This window comes from Legionellales bacterium (assembly GCA_026125385.1).
Taxonomy (GTDB): domain Bacteria; phylum Pseudomonadota; class Gammaproteobacteria; order JAHCLG01; family JAHCLG01; genus JAHCLG01.
The window spans coordinates 1-20741 of the sequence record JAHCLG010000036.1 but is presented as its reverse complement, the minus strand read 5'-3'; the positions used below and the strand labels follow the sequence as shown (position 1 = coordinate 20741).

Here is a 20741-nt window from a genome sequence, read left to right as displayed (position 1 = left end):
AATCAAAATTAACCCTAAAAACAAATAGCGCTCCCCGATGGAAATGTAATTTGGTTGCACACTAAAGTGGCTTATAATGAAAGTCATGCCTAAAAATATTGGAATTATACAAATCAAGGTACTATACAAGGACAAGTTAAAAAATGCTGAAAAAATATAATTTTGATTTTGATTGATTCCTGCATTATTTGTATTCCACATAATCAAACAGGCTGTTGTAGATGCATAACTTGTATATTGCGCAATCGATAAGAAACTATAGTAAATATTATGAATTAACAGCGCTTGATCTCCTAACAAGGAAATATATCGATTGTCTATGAGTGGATAGACTTTTTGAGTTAATTGCACTAAAAATATAATGCTCGTTGCACTCACTAATGAATGTGTGTATTTTCTTAAATTGGATTGCATTTACTGACTCTATTCCTTGAAAGCGACAAATAATACCTTTGTAAATTCTTTGGCGCAAGAATTTTATCAATTTAATATTAACACGTTGATTTTTAAATATTTAATGTATAGAATATGAGCAGAATTAAATTTTCATGTCTTTGACTTGGATAATAAAAAATGAAATCGTACTGGTTTGATTTATGTTGTCTGAATGGTTCAATGACATGCTATCGCAAAAATTAACTTATTAACCATTCAAAATCTCCAATCTTTTCCATGCACCGCCAACTTTGTGCGTTCCCATGCTCAAAAATGAAAACTATCTACGCTAAGCTTGGAGATTTTGAATCTACGCTAAAAACCTAAATCTTAAACTGCCTCTTTTAAGAGTCGCTCCCGAATTTTTCCAATTGCTTTGGTGGGATTTAATCCTTTGGGACACACACTTACACAGTTCATAATTCCGCGACAACGGAATAAGCTGAAAGGATCTTGTAAATTGCTTAAGCGTTCGCGAGTTTTATTATCGCGACTGTCTTCGATAAACCGTGCGGCTTGAAGTAATCCGGCGGGGCCGATAAATTTATCGGGGTTCCACCAATAAGAAGGACAGGAACTGGAACAACAGGCGCAAAGAATACATTCGTATAAACCATCGAGTTTGGCGCGATCTTCTGGCGATTGCAATCGTTCACCGACTGGTGCGGGATCGTCATTTTGCAAATAGGGTTGGACTTTTTCGTATTGGCGATAAAATTGGGTCATGTCGACTACTAAATCGCGGATCACGGGAAATCCTGGTAGAGGTCGAATTACAATATTATTTCCCAACGATTTAACGGAAGTAATACAGGCTAAACCATTTTTACCGTTAATATTCATTCCATCCGATCCACAAACGCCCTCTCCACACGAGCGACGAAAAGTAAACGTGTGATCGAGATAATTTTTAATCGTCTCAATTAAATTTAAAACCATCACGGCTGGGTATTTATCGAGATCGACTTGATAATCTTGCATATAGGGTTTTTGATCTTTTTCAGGATCAAAACGGTAAATTGAAACGTTAACTATATTGGCCATCATCGTTTCCTCAATGTTCACGTAATTTGGGTGGGAATGCTTGCACTTCATGAGGTTGCATGTTCACTTCGCGATAACTCACTTGACCTTGGGTATCGCATAATGTGTGTTTCAACCAATTTTTATCATCGCGATCGGGGTAATCGAAACGCGCGTGTGCGCCGCGACTTTCCGTGCGATGATTGGCTAATACTGCTGAAACAAAGGCAGTTTCCATTAAATTATCTAGTTCAAGTGCTTCGATGCGTGCGGTATTAAAGGTTTTACTGTGATCTTTTAATACGGCGTGTTGCAAACGTTCACGCAAGGCGACTAATTTTTTCATGCCTTCACTCATGGCCTCTGCTTCACGGAATACGCCAAAATCGTTTTGCATCACCGTATTCATTTCATCGCGAATAACTTGGGGATTTTCACCTTCGCGACTTTTTTCCCAGCGTTGTAATCGGGTTAACGCTTTATCGATATCGTCTTGGGAGGCATTGTGTAATGTCATACCTTCACGCATACTTTGTTCTAAATAAATTCCTACGGCGCGACCAAATACCACAATGTCTAATAATGAATTAGCGCCTAAGCGATTCGCGCCATGCACTGAAACACAGGCACATTCGCCTGCTGCAAAAAATCCTTCCACGAGTTGATCTTGGCCTTGACTGTTCGTCATTAAGACTTGGCCGTTAATATCGGTGGGAATTCCACCCATTTGATAATGACACGTAGGAACAACCGGGATGGGATTTTCCGCGGGATCGACACCGGCAAATGTTCTAGCAAGTTCAGAAATTCCGGGCAAGCGTTTTTTGAGCACCTCCGCGCCGAGATGATCGAGTTTTAATAGGACGTGATCGCCATTGACGCCAACGCCACGGCCTTCACGAATTTCCATAATCGAGCAGCGCGAAACGACATCGCGACAGGATAAATCTTTTAAATGCGGCGCATAACGTTCCATAAAACGTTCGCCATTTTTATTAATTAAATAACCACCTTCTCCACGACAGCCTTCGGTGACTAACACGCCAGCACCCGCAATTCCCGTGGGGTGAAATTGCCAAAACTCCATGTCTTGCACGGGAATACCCGCGCGCAATGACATACCAATTCCATCGCCCGTATTAATGCGCGCATTGGTGGTGGATTTGAAAATTCGTCCGGCTCCGCCCGTTGCAAATACCGTGGCGCGGGAATGGAAAAATACCACATCGCCCTTTTCAATATTCATAGCAATAACGCCAGCAATGGCTCCGCGATCGTTTTTAACTAAATCAATCGCAAACCATTCATTTAAAAAATTCGCTTTGGCTTCGATGTTTTTTTGATATAACGTGTGCAGCATGGCATGACCTGTGCGATCGGCAGCAGCACAGGTGCGATGCGCCAGCTCTCCACCAAAATGCAAGGTTTGTCCACCAAACGCGCGTTGATAAATTTTGCCTTTTTCATCGCGTGAAAAGGGTAAACCCATATTTTCTAATTCATATACCGTAGCGGGCGCATGTTTACACATATATTCGATGGCGTTTTGATCGCCTAAATAATCGGAACCTTCAATGGTATCGAACATGTGCCAACGCCAATCATCTTCGGTGGCATTGCCAATAGCCGCATTAATGCCGCCTTGCGCAGAAACGGTGTGTGAACGAGTTGGAAATACTTTGGAAATAACGGCTACTTTATAGCCCGATTGCGCCAGTTGCAGCGATGCCCGCAATCCCGCACCACCTGCACCGACAATCACTACATCATAAACTTGAGTCGCGATAGACATAATTTAAAATCCCCACAAAATCTCAATGCCGAAGACCAAATAACTTACTAACGCAAGCCACACCACAACATTTAACAATAAACGGAAATGATAGCATTTCACATAATCGGTTAAGACCGTCCAAATACCAATCCAAGAATGTAAAACAATACTGACCAACGCAAAAAAACTAAAGTAGCGCATCCACGTGCATTGAAACAACGAGTGCCATTGCGAATAATCGACATGCGGATGAGTGATAAAATACGCGAAAAAATAAATCACGTATAAGGCGAGAATAATTGCAGTAACGCGTTGGATAATCCAATCGCGCATGCCATTCCGAGTTAAACTGGTTACACTTATTGCCATAGCCATATTCCCGTTAAAATAATAAATAAAATCGTTACACCAAATACTATCATCGTACTAACTCGACCACCGCGCAAGGTTTCCGCGCAGCCTAAGTCCATTAACAAATGACGTATTCCCGCCGCGAAATGATAAAAAATAATGGTAAGACTTATCCAAATGAGCACCAGCATGCCTTGATGCGTGAGGCCTGTTTGGAATACTTGAAAGCTTTCAGGAGAAGCCAGCGTTTTTTTTAAGCCATAGAGAAGAAATGGAATTAACAGAAAAAATATCACGCCGGTAATGCGATGTAGAATCGACCCAATCGCGGGCAGCGGAAATTTAAATTTTGTTAAATCAAGATTGACTGGACGGGGATCTTTCATGCAATTAACCTCAATAAAAAAATTCTTAGTATGGCAAAATAAGCCATACCCCTTTATACGAGAACTTCAACCTTTTACAAGACAAATGAATTCGCACAGACGTGTGCTAACAATGGAAGTGCAATAAAAATAATTTTTGCCTTGCATCATCTAAGCGGTATACTAAATCATTCTATACGCAACCTGCAAGAGCGTATTGCAGATTGTCATTTTTATACGACGAAGGAGTCATCGAATGAGTGAAGAAAAAGCTACTCTTAGCATTCCACACCTTAATAAGAAACTCGATTTACCTATTTATCATGGCACACTGGGGCCAGATGTGATTGACGTGACTCCTCTCGTTAAAGAAGGTGTGTTCACGATTGATCCGGGGTTTTTATCCACCGCCTCTTGCGAATCCAAAATCACCTATATCGACGGCGATAACGGTATTTTACTTCATCGCGGTTATCCTATCGATCAACTTGCTAATGGCTCTGATTTTTTAGAAGTGTGCTATTTATTACTAAACGGCGAACTACCTAATCCACGTGAAAAATCAGAATTCACTAAACTTATTAATAATCACACCATGGTGCATGAACAAATCACCCATTTTTTTAATGGCTTTCGACGCGATGCGCACCCAATGGCTGTGATGGTGGGTGTGGTCGGCGCGTTATCGGCGTTTTATCACGATGCCTTAGATATTAGCGAGGCACAAAGCCGTTATATTTCTGCCGTGCGTTTAATCGCCAAAATTCCTACAATTGCCGCCATGTGCTACAAATATTCCATTGGCCAACCTTTCATGTTGCCGAAAAATCATTTGCCTTATGCCGATAATTTTTTACAAATGATGTTTGCTACCCCTTGCGAGCAATATCAAATTAATCCGGTTCTGGCTAAAGCCATGGATCGCATTTTCATTTTACATGCCGATCACGAACAAAATGCGTCAACCTCAACAGTACGTTTAGCAGGCAGTACGGGCGCAAATCCTTATGCGTGTATTTCCGCCGGAATTGCCGCACTCTGGGGACCTGCGCATGGTGGTGCGAATGAAGCGTGTTTAACCATGTTAAAAGAAATTGGCACACCCGATCGCATTCCTTTGTATGTGAAAAAAGCCAAAGATAAAAACGATCCTTTTCGTTTAATGGGATTTGGGCATCGGGTTTATAAAAACTACGATCCGCGCGCAAAAGTCATGCAAGAAACCTGTCATGCAGTCTTAGAACAAGTCGGACTTCATGATTCACCTTTATTTAAAGTCGCCTTAGAACTAGAACGTATTGCCTTAGAAGATGAGTATTTCATCGAGAAAAAATTGTATCCTAATGTCGATTTTTATTCAGGATTAACCTTAAGTGCTTTAGGCATTCCCACCAATATGTTTACTGTGATGTTTGCGTTAGCACGCACCGTGGGCTGGATTTCGCATTGGAATGAAATGATAAGCTCACCCGATCATCGTATTGGCCGTCCACGTCAGTTGTATACAGGCCCCAAAGAACGGGATTTTGTGCCCATCGATAGACGTTCGTAATCACTAAAAACCGCGCGCTTAGCGCGGTTTTTTTATAGGCTTTTCACCAAGCGTTCTAATTCGGATATCATAATAGTTTTTACCCACTTGTCGCGCGCCTCAAATCAACAAGGGCTTCCGATTTGCTCTGATTTGCCAAGCTTTTAATTCAGCCTCGATAGCCCTATACATAAATACCTTCAAATACAATGGGTTAACCCTATTTTTATTTATTACAGTGTCGATGTGGATAAAACACCAAGGGTATTTAGACCATTTTTGGACAAAATACCCGGGGTATTTGGGATAAAATACCAGGGGTATTTAAAAAGACAGGCTTCGACGCGGCGCTTTAATTGTATTTTTGTCAGGCATAAGCCAATAATGGATCGAGAAATTATTACGTAACGTAAACTATGTAACACCTGCTATAGAGTAAAGCCTTTATGGAGTAATGCGAAATTTCATTAACTCATCACAGGTACGGCTGGGAATAAATTCCGTCACAGTATAATCGGCAATCTCGAATTGATAAAACGGATCGGCTTTAATAATGGTTAACGCCTGAGCTTTATCGGTATTTGCAATAATAATACCGCCATCGCGAGGTTTTTTAACGCCAGAAAGCAGAAAGATATGTTCATCGTAATATTTTTGCAAAAAATTACGATGTTCCGATAAATAGCGATCCGCCTCGCTCAGTGGTTTTTTATAGGTAAGCTCAATAACAACCATACTATCCTCTATTTTAAATAGTCGCTTAAATCTGGAGCGCTTACATGATGAAACGTAAATACCAAACTGGCTTCTGCTAATACATTATTACGCGATTGATTCATGATATATAAATCGCGCACATCACCACGCAGCGCAACGCGATCATTAAAAAAATATTCTGCCCCCACGCCACCGTTGATCGTGGCTTGCGTTCTGGCTAAATCACCTTGCGGATTGTCGGAAGATATCGCGCCATTCGGTTTTAAATTAATGATACCCACGCCAGCGAAAATAAACGGTTGTAATGCTTGTTGATGAGTAAATCGATATTCACCATCAAAATTCACCATGCTCAGCGTTACCCGCCTATTCGCCAGATCGCGACGTGAACTGCGTAGCAAGCCCACTTGCGTGACCGCACTTAAATTATCGGTAACATCGTAACCCACACTAAAAGTGCCTAATAATTTATTTTTAGTTTGTAATCCCGAGGCTAATTTTATTTGCGCAATTCCAGGGCTTAAGCTGACACTTCCCGCTTGATGACCTAGCGCAAAACTATTGGTTTGCGCGAATAATCCCACCGCCCCTATTAACGTAAAACATAATTTTTTTAACATAACATTTTCCTCGTATAAAATAATTGATTTAACCACGGACTCGACGCACAGCATCTAACCACCCACAATATAATTTTTCCCGTTGCTCAGTGGAAATATTGGGAATAAAAGTTTTTTGCGCTTGCCATAAATGGGTTAATTCTTCTAACGAATTAAAACAACCAGCATATAATCCTGCTAAAAACGCAACACCTAAACTGCTGGTTTCAGTTACTACAGGTCGCGTAACGGGCACATTTAACGTATCGCTTAAAAATTGCATTAACCAATCGTTAACCACCATACCACCATCCACCGCTAAATTAGAAATAGAATTTACACCATCTTGTTGCATGGCTTGCAATAAATCGCGCGTTTGATAACATACAGCTTCTAAAGCGGCACGCACAATATGATTAACACCACTATCACGAGTTAATCCTAAAATAGCACCGCGTGCTAAAGGATCCCAATAAGGTGCTCCTAATCCCGTAAATGCAGGCACTAAATAAACACCATGATTACTATCTGTGCTATTGGCTAATTTTTCAGTGTCGCGCGCATCTCCAATTAAATGCAACGCATCACGCAACCATTGCACCGCGGCTCCGGCCACAAAAATACTGCCTTCTAAACCATAGGTGACTTCATCATTAAAACGATATGCAATCGTCGTGAGTAAACGATTTTGCGATTGAATAACTTGAGTTCCGGTATTTAATAACACAAAACAACCTGTACCATACGTACTTTTCATCATGCCAGGTTGGAAACACACTTGCCCAATAGTGGCAGCTTGTTGATCGCCCGCCACGCCACCAATACAACACGTTAACGATAATTCTTCGATATTAATTTTTCCAAAATCATCACAACAATTTTTAACAGTTGGTAAAATTTGTTTGGGAATATTGAATAAGGTTAACAAATCATCATCCCATTGCTGAGTATGAAGATTAAATAATAATGTCCGTGAGGCATTGGTCGCATCGGTGGCATGAACTTTACCGCCGGTTAAGCGCCAAATTAAAAAAGTATCGATGGTGCCAAATGCTAATTCACCTTTTTGCGCACGTTCGCGTGCGTTAGGAATATGATCTAAGATCCACTGTAATTTAGTGGCGGAAAAATACGGGTCGAGCAATAATCCGGTTTTTTCACTGACGGTTTTTTCATGCTGTTTTGCAATCAACCGCTGACATTCTTCAGCCGTGCGACGATCTTGCCACACGATGGCACGATGTAATAATTTACCGGTGGAACGTTCCCACACTAACGTAGTTTCGCGTTGATTAGAAATACCTACGGCTGCAATGTCTTGCGCCGCTAATCCTGATTTACCCAATGCCTCTTGAATGGTTTTCAGTACTGTTTGCCAAATTTCTTCACCGTCATGTTCTACCCAGCCGGCTTGGGGAAAAAATTGTTGGATTTCTATTTGATGCGATCCAATGGCACGCCCTCGATTATCAAAAATAATGCTGCGAGTGCTGGTGGTGCCTTGATCGATGGCAAGTAAATAAGCTGGCATCTTCAGATTTCCCTAATCACCTAATGCGCTCACGATAATAAGTCTTATTAACGCTGTCAACGATCATGACAGTATTCGCAGAGTATGCTATGGTTTGCGCCATGCTAAAACCGATATCGACACTTAAAAACCACTTGCAAGAAATGCGTTTATTTAATAATCGTATTTTTGCAGCGACGGTGGCTATTATCATTCTCTGCGGCTTAATTGTACTGCGCCTCGTCTATTTGCAAATTTTTCAACACGGTTTGTATACGACACTCTCGCAACAAAACCAATTAAATTTTTTACCTTTGCCGCCCAAACGAGGTTTAATTTACGATCGCAACGGCGTATTACTCGCGGAAAATATTCCCGTATTCACCTTAGAGTGCATTCCCGATTATGTCCCCCATCTATCAGCGACCATTGCTAAATTACGCCAATTGATTCAAATCGATGAAGATGATATCAACGAGTTTTATAAATTAAAAAATCGCACGCGGCATTTTCAAAGTGTGGCATTAAAATTAAATTTATCCCCCACAGAAGTAGCCCAATTTGAAACGAATCAATATCTTTATCCAGGCTGTGCTGTTCACGCGCGTTTAATCCGCTATTATCCCTTAAAAAATGCCGTGGCACATGTGGTGGGTTATGTGGGTCGAATTAATGAAAAAGAATTGCAAAAAATTAACGACAGTAATTACGATCCCAGCTCGTTTATTGGGAAGACTGGAATTGAGCAGTATTATGAATCAACGCTGCATGGTCAAACCGGCTATGAAAAAGTTGAAACCGATGCCAGTGGTCGGATTTTACGAGTTCTGCAAAAAGTGCCAGCCGTTGCCGGCGATAATTTATATTTATCGATCGATAGTAATTTACAACAAGTCGCTGAAAAAGCCTTTGGTAACAATCCTGGCGCATTAATTGCGATTAATCCTCAGACTGGCGAAATACTCGCCTTTGTCAGCAATCCGAGTTTCGATCCTAATTTATTTGTCAATGGCATTTCCGCCAGTGATTTTAAAGCCTTGCAAACGGCACCCGATCGCCCTTTATATAATCGCGCCATCCGCGGACAATATCCCATGGCTTCAACCATTAAACCCTATCTAGGCTTAGAAGGATTAGAATCGGGCACCATTACTCCACAATACACCATTAATGATCCGGGTTATTATATTTTAAAAGGCAGCGAACATATTTATCACGATTGGTATCACCGCGGCCATGGTTTAGTGAATTTAACGCGCGCGATTACCGTTTCTTGTGATACCTTTTTTTATAATTTATCGCATTTACTCGGTATTCAACGGATCGATGATATTCTGCATCAATTTGGATACGGTCAACACACCGGCATCGATTTAAACGATGAATTAACAGGATTAATCGCTTCCCCGGAATGGAAACGCAAACGGTTTGGTAAAGCGTGGTATCCAGGCGATACGGTCAATGCAGCGATTGGCCAAGGTTATATGCTGACAACTCCCTTACAACTCGCCGATGCGGTGAGTGCCGTAGCAATGCGCGGTCAACGTTTTCAACCGCATTTAGTCATGCAACTGCAACCCCCTAATCAACCGGTTATTCAAGTGACTCCCGTGGAATTACCCATGGTTCATCTTCACGACTTTACGTGGTATGTCGTCATTAATGCCATGCGCCAAGTGATCGAATCGGGCGAAGGGACAGGCTATCATTTTGGTCGTAATCCTGGATACGAAGTGGCTGCAAAAACTGGCACTGCGCAAGTGTATAGTTTGAAGCGCAATCAGTCAGACAGCAATCAACAAAGTATTCCCGTGCAATTACGCGATCATTCTTTATTTATTGCCTTTGCACCGGTAGATGATCCTAAAATTGCTATTGCCGTAGTAGCCGAGCACAGCACACTGGCCGCGGCGATTGCGAGACAAACTATGGATTATTATTTATTAAAGGAAAAACCCGCGCAATGACGATAAAACATTTTTTACGCAAAACCTTTATTCCGCATGAACCTATTCGCTATGTGCAGTCCAAAAATATTTGGTATCGCTATCATATCGATCTGCCCTTATTTTTAGGCTTGCTGATTTTGGCTGCCACTGGTTTAGTGATTTTATACAGTGCAGCTAATCAAAATAGTGCGATGGTTTGGCAACAAGTCGGACATTTAGGTTTAGCCTTTTTTTTAATGTTTTTCTTCGCACAAATTCCACCCATTAAATATCAAACATGGGCACCGTGGTTATTTTTATTCGGCGTGTTTTTATTAATCGCCGTATTAATTATGGGAAAAATTGGCAAAGGAGCGCAACGTTGGTTGGATTTGGGCATTATTCGTTTTCAACCTTCCGAAATTGCTAAACTAGCCGTACCCATGATGTTAGCCTGGTTTTATCATCATCGTAAATTACCACCTACTTTTAAAGATATTGTCATCGCGACCATTTTATTAGGCATCCCAACGTTATTAACGGCCAAACAACCCGATTTAGGCACAGCCTTATTAATTGCCTTTAGTGGTTGCGCTGTTATTTTATTAGCGGGGATCCATTGGCGCTGGATTATTTCGATTATTACCTTAACCTTAGCAACCCTGCCGATTGTTTGGCATTTTTTAAGAACTTATCAACAACAGCGTGTATTAACGTTTTTAAATCCTGAACGCGATCCGCTGGGCAGTGGTTATCATATTATTCAATCTAAAATTGCGATCGGATCGGGTGGCATTTTTGGCAAAGGTTGGTTGAACGGTACCCAATCCCATTTACATTTTTTACCCGAACACGCCACAGATTTTATTTTTGCTGTGGTGGGTGAAGAGTTTGGTTTAATCGGCGCAACTTTTTTATTAGTCTTGTTCTTGTATATTACCGCTCGATGCTTGTATATTAGCTCACAAGCTCAAGATACCTTTACTCGTCTATTAACTGGCAGTATTACCTTGAGTTTTTTTATTGCTTATTTTATTAATATTGGCATGGTCACTGGCATTATTCCAGTGGTAGGTTTGCCGTTACCGTTAATCAGTTATGGCGGAACATCAATGGTCACAATTTGCATTGGGTTTGGGATATTAATGTCAACACATACGCACCGAAAATTACTTTCAACTTAATGGATGAAGCTCATGAAAAAAGTCGTTTCAATGTTATTAACCTTGTGGTGTTTGACTAGCTCTATTTGTTTTGCCAATTTGGATAAAACCCAAATTCAACAATTTATTCAAGAGATGGTGACTGAACATCATTTTAATCGTCAAGAGCTAACCCAGCTATTTGCCAAAGTGAATTATCTTCCTCAAGTCATTAATAATATAACGCGCCCTTATGAAACAAAACCTTGGTATATTTATCGGCAAAATTTTTTAACCCCAAAAAAAATTCAAGAAGGTGTCGCGTTTTGGCGTGCTCATCAAGCCACTTTGAATAAAGTCAGTAAAGAATATGGTGTTCCCAGTAATATTATTGTTGCTATTATTGGCGTAGAAAGCGCTTATGGGCAATATAAGGGTAAATATTCCGTGTTAGATTCCTTATCAACACTGGCTTTTGCCTATCCACCGCGCGCAAAATTTTTCCGCAAAGAATTAAAACAATTTTTATTATTAACCCGCGAACAAAAATTAAATCCACGTAAAATAACGGGTTCTTACGCGGGTGCCATTGGCTGGCCGCAATTCATGCCCAGCAGTTATCGACATTTTGCCGTGGATTACTCCAAAAAAGGCTCCGCTGATTTAGTTAATTCAGCCGATGATGTGATTGCTAGCATTGCTAATTATTTAAAATTAAATGGCTGGCAACGTGATAGCATCGTTGCAAGTTTAGTCATTCATCCTGGTCATTCCATTCAACGATTTGTCACCCGCGATCGCAAACCGACGTATTCATTACAAGAAATTTTGCAAACTGGGATCACCACACACCCGCCTGTCGGCCGCGATCTGAAAGCAAATGTGATTGGCTTGACTAAAAATGCTGAACAACAACAAGAATATTGGTTAGGATTTAAAAATTTTTACGTCATCATGACCTACAATCCCAGCCCCTTATACGCCATGGCAGTCTACCAATTAGCCGAAAAAATCCAGGCCCATAGGTAGTTTTCCGTAGCCTGGAACGGAGCGCAGTGTAGCCTGGAACGAAGCGCAGCGGAGATCCAGGATTGATCTCGATTGATCTCGATTAATCTTCGATCTTTAAACGCGTAACGAATCTGGATTAAATTCAGGATTCGTTTTTTTTAGAATTTCTGATCCTGGATCTCCGCTGCGCTCCGTTCCAGGCTATGCGCTTGCTGCGATCCAGGCTACGCGCTACAATTCATTTCTTATTTGGCTTGCTAGGAAATCATGTCGTGTTAAAACAACTTGCGGGATTGTGTGGAATACTTTTATTTATCACCAGTTGCTCTATGGTAGGAAATCAATCGCAAGAAGATGGGCCTCCACTTGGCAACATCGATTATCAATCTATCCCTAATGCTGTTCCGCAAGTGTTGCCCAAAAGTCGCTACGGTAATCCCGATTCTTATGTCGTATTTGGTAGACGCTATTATGTGTTAAATTCCGCTTATGGTTATAAACAACGTGGCATTGCCTCGTGGTATGGGACTAAATTTCATGCCCGTCGCACTTCCAGTGGTGAACCTTATAACATGCTCGCCATGACCGCCGCCAGCAAAGTGTTACCTATTCCTTGTTTTGCCAAAGTGACGAATCTAGAAAATGGTCGGCAAGTGATTGTGAAAGTGAATGATCGCGGGCCTTTTAAAGAAAATCGCATTATGGATCTTTCCTACGTCGCCGCTAAAAAATTGGGGATTGTTGGGCGCGGTACGGGTTTAGTGGAAGTTGAAACCATTGATGCTCGCACCTGGAATCGTCATTCATTAAACACGGTTGCCACCCACGTGGTGCCTCACGGTCATCCTAAAATTTATATGCAAATCGGATCGTTTAGTAATGAACACAATGCGCAACAACTCGCAAATAGAATTCGATCGATCTCGCATCGCGAAATTCATATCTTAAAAACAGATATTAATCATCGAGTAATTTATCGCGTGCAAATTGGGCCATTAGGTAATGTGGATGAGTCTGATGCTTTAACGAGTCGTCTCAAACATTTACACTTAGGTACGCCATGGACAGTTATTCGGTGAGAAGTAACTCACTATAAATATTTATAAATATTTTTTACAAAATTCATTGGGCTTTAATACCGTAAAGCTATTGTTTACAGGTATATCAAGCAAATCTCTATCACCACTTATGATAATCTTAGATTTCGTGTTTAAGGTGCAAGCTATAAATTTATCATCATCTGGATCTCTGCTTAGTGGAGATATCATTTTTACGGGTTCACAAAGATAAATTTTTAATAATAATTTGTTAAGTACTTCTTCAAACATAACACTTGGATATTTTTTTGCTAAAAGAAAGCAAGTAACTTGATATTCTTTTATGATATCTTTCGTAGCTTTAACAATGAAGTTTTCTTCTATCCAGGCATCAATTATTTTTTTCGGATAACCAGACCAACCCATACCAGAAATAACAACGTTGGTGTCAATAACGACTTCAATCATGTTTATTCTTTTTTTTAGTCAGTTTTCTTGCAGATTCAATTACGTCATTAATTTCTTCCTTTTTAATTCCTACTTCTTTAGTTTGTTTTCTTACGTTGGCAAGAAGTGCAGTTAAATCTTCTTTGGGTGGTGGTGCAATTATTTTAAAAATTAATGCATCACCTTCAGATAAAACCATAAACTGAGTACCAGGTTCCAACCTCATTTTTTCTCTAAATTCTTCAGGAACTACTATCTGCCCACGAGAAGACATTTTTGTGGTAGCCAATAATCTTCGTGACATAATACACCTCGCGCTTTTTAATCTTACTGGTAAGATTATAGTATAAGCTCACTGATTTAGCCATGGCTAAATTATTTTACAACTATTGAGATCATTCAAAAATAATTACCTTTAACGCTTTGCCATATAGTGATAAGCAATAGTCTGGGTGACTAGCTGAGCACTATTTTCTACGTTTTGCAAAGTCTCTTCATTTTCAACACCGAATAATATACTAGCGGCTTCTTTACACATTGCGCCTATGAACGATCCCAGTACAACAGGCACAGTAGCTTTCATACAATGCGATGCTAATTGCAGCCAGGTTGAAGATTTAGGGTGTGCTTGAGAGGGTAATGATGCAGAAGTTTCTGGCGTTGTTTCTCTACTTGATGTAAGACCAGCTCCTGCAATGTCTTCCCCATTTTCTTTTTCATCGTTTTCATCGTTTTTATCATCAGGGGACGACAATAAAGGATCAGACATTTTATTCTTTCCTGATGTTAATGATGACCTAACCTCCTGAGAATTTTGATTCTTTTTGTAGAATTCCACAATTGCAGTCATTAAGGGCGTAGCGACATCAAGTGCTCGAGAGGGAAACTCATTACCAAGTTGAAACATGATACGAACAATTGTTGAAGCATTGAAAAGTAAAATATAGGCAGAATTTTTTAATAGGGCTTCACGGTATTTTTTAGGGGCATGGAACGTTTCAAACGCCTGCTCATCTTCATCAAAAAGCAATTCAAAAGATTTTTTTTGATCCTGTTCATCCTCCGGTAACAAACGGCATAAATCATTTATTTTATTTTGCATTAAATTTATAAATTGCTTTTCATCTTTTGAATTTTTTAACATCTCTAACCAAATTTTCAGTAACTCTCCCTTTTCGACGTCGGTATTTTTGCGAAGCAAATACCATTTATGCCTAACTTCGAGCGCAATTTGCGTTTTGGCAAAAGCATTCGCAAACATGGTTCCTAAAATAACTTTTAATTTTAAAAACCAGTCGACATTATCAATTTGTTCTTCAGTTAAAGTGACTGAGGGTGTCGTCGTAAAATATGAAATACCAATACCTAATGCTACTGCTAACACTATTTTCCAATGAGCTTTTAAAAATTCTAGGGATCCATTTCCTTGCATTATCTTAAGTAATTTTTGAAGCTGCTTAACGGTGCTATCGACCATTAATAATCCTAGAGCGATTCCTGCTAACACTGCGACATACCCACTGTATCCAGGCGTTTTTTCAACTGTATTAGAAAAACTACCCAAATTTGAAGTAACATACAGATAAAATAAAACTGCATCTACAGATTTCCATAGTCCATCACGGGTGGAAACTATGATGTCTTTTTCAGATAATGTTTTGAACAAATTATTTAAAATAGCTTGCTCTAATTCAGCACTGTTGAGACTCGCATAGTTGTCTGGAACTATCTTGGTACTTAGCGAGTTTGCCATCTCTGCACATTTTAAAAAATAATTTTTACATTTTTCTAACTCACGGTCGCGAATTAATTGCTTTCGATAAGAGCTTTCTGGCATTAACGTCATTATGTGATAAAAAATATCTGTGCTCAGTTTCTTGACTTGTTGCACCAAATTAAAAACAGGACCATAGTAAAGCAGTGCACCGACTAGAAAAAATATGTTTTCGCCCAACTCATTGTCTAACGCAGAAGTATCTTTTGCTAAATTTTTGTAAAGATTCGCAGCATGCCACGTAATAAAAGCCGCTGTTGCCGAATCAAGGCCTAGCTTTACTAAATCTCTTTTAGTGAGTTTTTTCTTTACGCAAGCAATCACTAAATCAATAAATTTCCTAATTTCACTAGCGGAAAAAAATGCTAATTGCGCGGCATTATCACTAAAACTGACCACCCCCTCAAATTGATGGAATCTATCATTGTTTTCCTTGGTGCTTAATAAATCATAGACATAAGCAGTTGCACCTGCCAAACTACCGCCAATACCAGAAATACCATCCTTGACGGTAATTTTTTTTGCAGCAGCAAGCTGGTTTTTTGCTTGTTGAATAGTATCAGCATTATGATCTAAGGCACTCTCTATCATACTTAACCTACATGAATAAAATATTTATAAATAATTGTTAGCTATCCTGAAAGAAAAGCGACAACAGAGTTTGAAATTTAGAGGACAACGACTGTTGAAGGTGAGAAGTTCCATTCACAAGTTTGCAGGCGAAGAATACTCGATTGGATTGCGTTAATCAATCTCCCGAAAATGCGAACTTACCTGGGCACCTCAGCCTGCGCCTTAACGCGAGATGCAGGAAAAGATCAAGTCAGGAAATAACCTTTTTCTTTTTTTGCAAAATTCAAAAACCCCCTATTCAGTCCATCGATCCATTTATGGTAAAGTAGGCGTTTTATTGTGGACTCAAGGAATTTTTATGTCATTGCATTCAAAAGCCTCTATGCTTATTTCGGCGTTAATACTCAGTATTTCCAGCGTTTTTGCCGCAGCGCCTACGCCAAATGCTCCCGCACAACCCGCTACGTCACCTCAACAACCGTATCCCGATTTAGTCAATTTACCCAAGCCCAACATGTTCACGCCAGGGGTGGTGCCAGAAGCACCGAATTTAGATGCTAAGGGTTATATTTTAATTGATGCCAACAGTGGCAAAGTACTGGCTGAAAAAAATGCCGATGATCGCATGGAGCCCGCGAGTTTAACTAAGCTCGTCACACTCTATGTCACGTCTTCTGCACTCGCTGAAAAACGCATTAACTTAACGGACAAAGTGATTGTGAGTAAAGATGCCTGGGCAACAGGCGGTTCGCGGATGTTTTTAAAAGTGGGCCAAGAAGTCACGGTGCAAGATTTAATTAATGGCATTGTGATTGATTCGGGTAACGATGCCTGCATGGCCTTGGCGGAATATGTGGGCGGTTCAACGAATAGCTTTGTCGATTTAATGAATCAAGCCGCTAAACAATTGGGAATGACTAATAGCCATTTTGTCGATCCCACGGGACTTCCTGATCCCAATCACTATACTACACCGCGCGATTTAGCGATTTTAACCCGCACTCTTATTAAATCGTTCCCGCAGTATTATCACTGGTACGATCAAAAATGGTTTACCTTTAACGGTATTCGCCAACCAAACCGTAATCGTTTATTGTGGTGGGATAACACCGTGGATGGTTTAAAAACCGGACATACCGAAGGCGCTGGCTTTTGTTTAATTGCCTCTGCCGAGCGTCATGGCATGCGCTTAATTTCGATTGTCATGGGAGCCCCCAGCGATAATTCTCGCGCGACCGATAGTCAACGCTTGTTAAATTATGGTTTTCGTTTTTATGAAACCCATCAACTTTACAGCGCAGAAGAAATGCTAACTCAATCGCGCGTCTGGAAAGGCACCAAAAAATACATTCCTCTCGGATTAAGCCATGATTTTTATGTCACCATTCCAAGTGGTGAATATAAACATTTAACGGCGCAAGTTAAATTGACTAATGAATTAAGAGCGCCGATTAGCAAAGGCCAGCAATATGGTGATGTGGTGGTAACCTTAAATGGTAAACCCTATGCCGATTTACCGTTAGTTGCCCTGCAAGACGATCCCAAAGGCAGTGCATGGCGGCGTTTTAGCGATTCCGTGGCCTTAACCTTCCATCATATTTTTTAAGTGGTTTTGGTAAAAACTGAGCAGGCTTTAGAACCTGCTCAGTTTTGCGCTTAATTCAGTGAGTAACGCTATGTCCGATTTAGAATTAATGCAATTTCCTTGTGATTATTTATTAAAAGTAATCGGCTACGATCGCCAAGGTTTTTTAGAAAGTGTCATCACCATTGTTGAATTACACGTAGAAAACTTAGATCGCACGCAAGTGCGTCATCGTCCCAGCCAAAATGGTAATTACGCCGCCATTTCCATTCAATTGCAAGCGCAAAGCAAAACGCAAATGGATGCCCTCTACCTCGATTTGAACGCGCATGAAAATGTGGTGATGGTATTATAACTGCTATATACTCAACGCCCTTCAGAGATGAAGAGCATCTTGAAGGGTTACTCAGTGCGATGGAGATTTCCAAAGGGATTACCGGTGAACCGCTAAGTAGAATGACGTGAGGAATGTCTACTTGCGCGGCTACAAAGCCTAACAATCCAGCGCGAAAATCACATGGCCTACATTGCATTTACATAGATTTTCTACTATGATCAGCCAACGAAAATAATAACCAAAATGGAATAATATCATGCAAGCTGCTTCCACGATGATTGAAGAAACACAACAAAAAGCTATTGATGAATTATTACATACCAACGATTTTGATACCTTATGGAGTGATTCGACAACCAAGAGTCTCATTAACAAAAATTCTGATTTATCCGTATACAAAACTCTATATCAAAAATTAGTTCTCGTGACACAGACGAAAACATTGAGACCGGAGTATTGTATCAAAAACGATGAATATCTTGACTTGATTATGACATATGTTATTCCACTCTTGTTAGGTAATATAAACTCTGATAATACATCTGCTTCATCACAATCAGCTTCATCTTCATCTCAGCCAAATACTTCTCAACCCGCCTTAACCATAGAACAGATTATAAGCCTGTTTACCCTCCAAGATGTCCTCGGTGACACCTATGCGTTTTTTCTCACATCTGGTAACCTTCAGCTACTTTGTGAGAGACTAGATAGTGAGAGTCTTTATACAATTTTAAAAATACAAAATAAGTTAGGCGAAACTCCACTTTTAGCAATGCTGAAAAGAAATCCTGACAATATTTTTACACTATTTAATGGGGATCTGCTGGAAAAATTAGGTTCAGACAACTTATTTAAATTGCTCAATCAAGTGAATGATTATGAAAATGGTACCACATTATTCATGCAGTTTTTTGTGCAAGGTCACCATAATTTTTTAATTACGCATCACCATCTCAATTCCGCACAACTTTACGACCTGTGTTATCATCGCGATAATTTTGGTTATACCGCACTTGATCATTATCTGTTAGGCGGCCATACACAGGATTGCAAGAATCATGTTCAGAATTTTTTAAATTCTGGCTTATGGCAGCAGTTTTCTGCAGAACAACAGTTATCATTATTAATGCGATCACGGTGTTTTTTATTAATCTATTTGGAAAGTTCGCCTAAAGACTGTGTTGATTTAGTAAAAAGATTGCTGGAAGCAGCTAAAAAATTGGAGGCAGCATCCTCATCTAGCAGTGCTTCTGCAACCACTGCATCATCGTCAAGTGAATCTACAGCAGTCAGTCGTTATCCGCTATTTGATTATAGACATGAGATTGATATTGAGGAATTAGACTATGAGACTATCGCCCAATTTTTATTATTAGGAAAATTAAGTTCAGGCTATCAACCGCAAGATATGTCGGTCTTTATTTATTTTTTGGTTAAGTTGGACAATACTTTTATCGGCAAAACCCCAAGATTAACAACATTTTATATAAATCCTACATTGAAATCCTGTTTAATATCTTTAAAAGATAAGATGAAAGAATGCTTTACTCCGAGATGGTTTTCTGATGATCGATTTTATCAATTTCTCACAACCTATTATTCATCTGAACGTGATACTATTATCAGTTTAGTTAATCAAAGTTACCAGAATAACGAAACTTTATTGGGCCAGGTGGTTAATACACATCGCAGCAAAGATGCAAACTTGAGTTCAAAAACCGCTACGGTTAATGTAATTAATCGCTGGTTCGTGAAACATCCTCCTAAAAAATTTATTCCATTGCAGCTTGACTTGAGTGAAAGCAGCAGTTTCACTAGCAGCTCTGCTAATACATCCAGTAATTCCTCTGTTACGAACAGCACAAATCCTGAACTAAATAATGCCACTGCCACAGTGGAAAATGATGCAAGCACACTACAAATAAATAAAATGAGCGCTGAGTCTATTTCAAAAAAACTCCTTGATCTATTCAAAAATCCTACTAAGAAAGATTTATTTTTAACTTTATTTCAAAAAATACTAAATGAAGCTTCTCAAGAAAGCCTATATTTAATTCTCACCCGCCGTATTTTTTTAGATGATGGATCATCCCGGACATTTTTTTCAGAAATAATAAATGATAGTAGTGAGTTTATACTAAAATTAATAGAGGATACTAATACTAATTTAAAATTAAAAGAATTATATCCTGATCTGATGAATAAGCAAAATAATCTTGGTCAAACTGAGTTATCGCAAATAAAAAATATTGCGGTATTAGCCCATATTGTAGCGCAACTCAATGATAAAGATTTATACGAGATATTATCCAAACAAAATGCTCTAGGGACAACAGTTTTTCATCAACTATTAGAACGTTTCCCAAGAGAACCCGCCATTGGCGATATATTAACTACTATGTTAAATCGATTTAATGCGCAGAAGCAGTTGAGTTTATTAGCCATTAGAAATTGCGAGGGTATAAGTGCGATATTTAGACTAGCACACGGTCAATTTTCAGATCTATGCAAAAAATTTACATCGATGCCGCTGTCACTTTTAAAGTCGTCAGGTAGCTCAGATTATGAAATAACGATTTCAAGTTCAAGTTCAAGTTCAAGT

Annotated in this window: 19 protein-coding genes; 8 read left to right on the top strand and 11 right to left on the bottom strand. The window is 39.7% G+C overall.

What is annotated here, in order from left to right; translation table 11 throughout:
* The 5 genes from KIT27_10995 to sdhC form a co-directional block, all read right to left on the bottom strand.
* Positions 1 to 414: hypothetical protein (locus tag KIT27_10995; protein ID MCW5590171.1), on the bottom strand; the 414-nt coding region annotated here is incomplete at its 3' end.
* Between the two features lie 351 nt (positions 415 to 765).
* Entirely contained in the window at positions 766 to 1479 is a 714-nt protein-coding gene (locus tag KIT27_10990) for a succinate dehydrogenase iron-sulfur subunit (GenBank protein ID MCW5590170.1), read from the bottom strand.
* Positions 1480 to 1489: 10 nt separating this feature from the next.
* Positions 1490 to 3253, bottom strand: coding sequence for a succinate dehydrogenase flavoprotein subunit (gene sdhA, locus KIT27_10985; protein ID MCW5590169.1), 1764 nt, complete (start codon positions 3251 to 3253; stop codon positions 1490 to 1492).
* A complete protein-coding gene (gene sdhD, locus KIT27_10980; GenBank protein ID MCW5590168.1) occupies positions 3254 to 3601 on the bottom strand; it encodes a succinate dehydrogenase, hydrophobic membrane anchor protein in 348 nt (115 codons plus the stop codon).
* Positions 3592 to 3969, bottom strand: coding sequence for a succinate dehydrogenase, cytochrome b556 subunit (gene sdhC, locus KIT27_10975; protein MCW5590167.1), 378 nt, complete (start codon positions 3967 to 3969; stop codon positions 3592 to 3594). Before sdhC ends, sdhD begins: the two co-directional genes overlap by 10 nt.
* 235 nt (positions 3970 to 4204) lie before the next feature.
* Here sdhC and gltA point away from each other — a divergent pair, with 235 nt between their 5' ends.
* Positions 4205 to 5500, top strand: coding sequence for a citrate (Si)-synthase (gene gltA, locus KIT27_10970; protein ID MCW5590166.1), 1296 nt, complete (start codon positions 4205 to 4207; stop codon positions 5498 to 5500).
* Positions 5501 to 5923: 423 nt separating this feature from the next.
* On the opposite strand, the gene KIT27_10965 is transcribed toward gltA, so the two are convergent.
* The 3 genes from KIT27_10965 to glpK are packed head-to-tail and all read right to left on the bottom strand — an operon-like array spanning position 5924 to position 8326.
* Positions 5924 to 6214 (bottom strand): GTP cyclohydrolase, encoded by a 291-nt coding sequence (locus KIT27_10965; GenBank protein ID MCW5590165.1) that lies wholly within the window; start codon positions 6212 to 6214, stop codon positions 5924 to 5926.
* A gap of 8 nt (positions 6215 to 6222) precedes the next feature.
* On the bottom strand, positions 6223 to 6816 hold the full coding sequence (locus KIT27_10960; protein MCW5590164.1) for a porin family protein: 594 nt from the start codon (positions 6814 to 6816) through the stop codon (positions 6223 to 6225).
* Between the two features lie 28 nt (positions 6817 to 6844).
* The gene (gene glpK, locus KIT27_10955) at positions 6845 to 8326 is read right to left on the bottom strand and encodes a glycerol kinase GlpK (GenBank protein ID MCW5590163.1); all 1482 of its coding nucleotides are present in this window, start codon (positions 8324 to 8326) and stop codon (positions 6845 to 6847) included.
* Positions 8327 to 8427: 101 nt separating this feature from the next.
* Between glpK and mrdA the strand changes: the two genes are divergently transcribed.
* From mrdA to KIT27_10935, 4 genes are all read left to right on the top strand, one after another.
* A complete protein-coding gene (gene mrdA / locus KIT27_10950; GenBank protein MCW5590162.1) occupies positions 8428 to 10272 on the top strand; it encodes a penicillin-binding protein 2 in 1845 nt (614 codons plus the stop codon).
* Positions 10269 to 11417, top strand: coding sequence for a rod shape-determining protein RodA (rodA, locus tag KIT27_10945; protein ID MCW5590161.1), 1149 nt, complete (start codon positions 10269 to 10271; stop codon positions 11415 to 11417). The genes mrdA and rodA overlap by 4 nt, the downstream gene beginning before the upstream one ends.
* Before the next feature lie 12 nt (positions 11418 to 11429).
* Positions 11430 to 12404, top strand: coding sequence for a lytic murein transglycosylase B (gene mltB, locus KIT27_10940; GenBank protein MCW5590160.1), 975 nt, complete (start codon positions 11430 to 11432; stop codon positions 12402 to 12404).
* A 185-nt stretch (positions 12405 to 12589) separates the two neighbouring features.
* The gene (locus tag KIT27_10935) at positions 12590 to 13465 is read left to right on the top strand and encodes a septal ring lytic transglycosylase RlpA family protein (protein ID MCW5590159.1); all 876 of its coding nucleotides are present in this window, start codon (positions 12590 to 12592) and stop codon (positions 13463 to 13465) included.
* A 21-nt stretch (positions 13466 to 13486) separates the two neighbouring features.
* Here the strand turns inward: KIT27_10935 and KIT27_10930 are convergent, their stop codons facing one another.
* The 3 genes from KIT27_10930 to KIT27_10920 form a co-directional block, all read right to left on the bottom strand.
* Entirely contained in the window at positions 13487 to 13891 is a 405-nt protein-coding gene (locus KIT27_10930; protein MCW5590158.1) for a putative toxin-antitoxin system toxin component, PIN family, read from the bottom strand.
* Positions 13884 to 14174: an AbrB/MazE/SpoVT family DNA-binding domain-containing protein gene (locus tag KIT27_10925; GenBank protein MCW5590157.1), complete on the bottom strand. Its 291-nt coding sequence runs from the start codon at positions 14172 to 14174 to the stop codon at positions 13884 to 13886. The genes KIT27_10930 and KIT27_10925 overlap by 8 nt, the downstream gene beginning before the upstream one ends.
* A gap of 111 nt (positions 14175 to 14285) precedes the next feature.
* Entirely contained in the window at positions 14286 to 16235 is a 1950-nt protein-coding gene (locus KIT27_10920) for a hypothetical protein (GenBank protein MCW5590156.1), read from the bottom strand.
* 364 nt (positions 16236 to 16599) lie between these two features.
* Between KIT27_10920 and KIT27_10915 the strand changes: the two genes are divergently transcribed.
* The 3 genes from KIT27_10915 to KIT27_10905 all read left to right on the top strand — a co-directional run.
* Positions 16600 to 17823 (top strand): D-alanyl-D-alanine carboxypeptidase, encoded by a 1224-nt coding sequence (locus KIT27_10915; GenBank protein MCW5590155.1) that lies wholly within the window; start codon positions 16600 to 16602, stop codon positions 17821 to 17823.
* 70 nt (positions 17824 to 17893) lie between these two features.
* The gene (locus KIT27_10910) at positions 17894 to 18157 is read left to right on the top strand and encodes a DUF493 domain-containing protein (protein MCW5590154.1); all 264 of its coding nucleotides are present in this window, start codon (positions 17894 to 17896) and stop codon (positions 18155 to 18157) included.
* A 238-nt stretch (positions 18158 to 18395) separates the two neighbouring features.
* Positions 18396 to 20741 (top strand): hypothetical protein (locus KIT27_10905; GenBank protein ID MCW5590153.1); only part of this gene is annotated, 2346 nt, incomplete at its 3' end.

Bases quoted from the DNA above. Each gene is read 5' to 3' on its own strand.
- KIT27_10910 (MCW5590154.1), top strand. From the start codon at position 17,894: ATGTCCGATTTAGAATTAATGCAATTTCCTTGTGATTATTTATTAAAA.
- sdhD (MCW5590168.1), bottom strand. From the start codon at position 3,601: ATGGCAATAAGTGTAACCAGTTTAACTCGGAATGGCATGCGCGATTGG.
- KIT27_10920 (MCW5590156.1), bottom strand. From the start codon at position 16,235: ATGATAGAGAGTGCCTTAGATCATAATGCTGATACTATTCAACAAGCA.
- KIT27_10965 (MCW5590165.1), bottom strand. From the start codon at position 6,214: ATGGTTGTTATTGAGCTTACCTATAAAAAACCACTGAGCGAGGCGGAT.
- KIT27_10990 (MCW5590170.1), bottom strand. From the start codon at position 1,479: ATGGCCAATATAGTTAACGTTTCAATTTACCGTTTTGATCCTGAAAAA.
- KIT27_10935 (MCW5590159.1), top strand. From the start codon at position 12,590: ATGCGCTTGCTGCGATCCAGGCTACGCGCTACAATTCATTTCTTATTT.
- gltA (MCW5590166.1), top strand. From the start codon at position 4,205: ATGAGTGAAGAAAAAGCTACTCTTAGCATTCCACACCTTAATAAGAAA.
- KIT27_10960 (MCW5590164.1), bottom strand. From the start codon at position 6,816: ATGTTAAAAAAATTATGTTTTACGTTAATAGGGGCGGTGGGATTATTC.
- KIT27_10925 (MCW5590157.1), bottom strand. From the start codon at position 14,174: ATGTCACGAAGATTATTGGCTACCACAAAAATGTCTTCTCGTGGGCAG.
- mrdA (MCW5590162.1), top strand. From the start codon at position 8,428: ATGCTAAAACCGATATCGACACTTAAAAACCACTTGCAAGAAATGCGT.
- glpK (MCW5590163.1), bottom strand. From the start codon at position 8,326: ATGCCAGCTTATTTACTTGCCATCGATCAAGGCACCACCAGCACTCGC.
- KIT27_10915 (MCW5590155.1), top strand. From the start codon at position 16,600: ATGCTTATTTCGGCGTTAATACTCAGTATTTCCAGCGTTTTTGCCGCA.
- mltB (MCW5590160.1), top strand. From the start codon at position 11,430: ATGAAAAAAGTCGTTTCAATGTTATTAACCTTGTGGTGTTTGACTAGC.
- sdhC (MCW5590167.1), bottom strand. From the start codon at position 3,969: ATGAAAGATCCCCGTCCAGTCAATCTTGATTTAACAAAATTTAAATTT.
- KIT27_10930 (MCW5590158.1), bottom strand. From the start codon at position 13,891: ATGATTGAAGTCGTTATTGACACCAACGTTGTTATTTCTGGTATGGGT.
- rodA (MCW5590161.1), top strand. From the start codon at position 10,269: ATGACGATAAAACATTTTTTACGCAAAACCTTTATTCCGCATGAACCT.